2 protein-coding genes are annotated in these 1,373 nt (G+C 70.1%); one reads left to right on the top strand and one right to left on the bottom strand.

What is annotated here, in order from left to right:
- Positions 1 to 115 precede the first annotated feature (115 nt).
- Entirely contained in the window at positions 116 to 679 is a 564-nt protein-coding gene (locus G6027_RS12860; protein WP_182637519.1) for a hypothetical protein, read from the bottom strand.
- Positions 680 to 876: 197 nt separating this feature from the next.
- Here G6027_RS12860 and G6027_RS12855 point away from each other — a divergent pair.
- Positions 877 to 1,373 (top strand): CarD family transcriptional regulator (locus G6027_RS12855; RefSeq protein ID WP_179524504.1); only part of this gene is annotated, 497 nt, incomplete at its 3' end.

Genomic DNA, 1,373 nt, shown 5'->3' with positions numbered 1-1,373 from the left:
GATGCGGTCCAGGGCGTCACGGAGGGGCGTGCCCGGGGCCAGACGTCGGAGTACGGCGCGCACGGCCGCGTCGGCGGGGGAGCCGTCGGCCGCGCGGGCGGACAGGGCGGACGTCTCAGTGCCCCTCGGAGTGGGTCTCGACCGGACGGGTGTACTCGTCGCTGGCCGGGACCTCGGCGATGACGGCCGCGGCCATCTCGATCTGGTCGCCGTTGGAGAAGGAGACGGTGGCCGGCACCGAGGTGCCGATCTGGAGGTCGTCGGCACCGGGGAGGGTGGCGGTGGTCCGCTCCACGCAGAGGTCGTCACCGGCGGGGACGGGCTCGGCGTCCTCCGCAGCCGAGACGACCAGCGAGCACCCGCGTTCGAGGGGCTGCGACTGGCCGATCTGCGCCTCCATCCCGTCGATCTCGACCCGGTCGAGGGAGATCGACTCGCCTAGGCCGGTGCCGGTGAAAGAGGCGACGAACCCGAGACGCGCCTCACCGGTCTCGGGGAGGACCACCACGAGGTCGTTGACGTACAGCTCGCCCGCAGAACCCTGTCCACCGTCCACCGCGGCGACCTGACCGGCCGTCTGCGAGATCTGGCCGGCGCCACACGCGGACATACCGACGGCGGTACCCACGGCCAGGACTACGAGCGCGGTGCGGCGCAGGCCGGTGTTCGGTGAAGTCACGTCAGGCTCCTCGGGGGATGGTCGTTCTCAGGCCGGTCTCATCGTAGTCCACGGCCGGTCGTGACCGGCGCCAGAGTGCGCCCCTCGCACCCCCCGGATGCGGCGGTCGGGCCGTTCGGGTTGCTGACCTGCATAAACGGATAACCCCAGCGCTGAGGGCGTGCTAAGATGGCTCAGTCGAAAGGGGAAAGCCACTCATGGAGTTCAAGGTCGGCGACACTGTCGTCTACCCGCATCACGGCGCCGCAAGTATCCAGGCGATCGAAATGCGGACGGTCAAGGGCACCGAGAAGGAATACCTCGTCCTCAAGGTTTCACAGGGCGATCTCACGGTCCGGGTTCCGGCCGAGAACGCCGAGTACGTGGGCGTGCGCGACGTGGTCGACGAGGCGGGGCTCGACAAGGTCTTCGATGTTTTGCGCACCGAGCATGCCGAGGAGCCGACCAACTGGTCGCGCCGCTACAAGGCGAACGGCGAGAAGCTGGCCTCGGGGGACGTGAACAAGGTCGCCGAGGTCGTCCGCGACCTGTGGCGTCGCGATCTGGACCGGGGTCTGTCCGCGGGCGAGAAGCGCATGCTCGCCAAGGCGCGCCAGGTCCTGGTCGGCGAGCTCGCGCTGGCCGACCGTGCCGACGAGCACCGCGCGGACGAGCTCCTCGAGCAGGTGCTGGCCGCCGCGGCCGCACCGGCCTG

Source organism: Dietzia sp. SLG310A2-38A2, from assembly GCF_014145095.1.
Lineage (GTDB): Bacteria > Actinomycetota > Actinomycetes > Mycobacteriales > Mycobacteriaceae > Dietzia.
The sequence above is the reverse complement of the archived record's forward strand: the minus strand, read 5'-3'. Positions and strand labels throughout refer to the sequence as shown.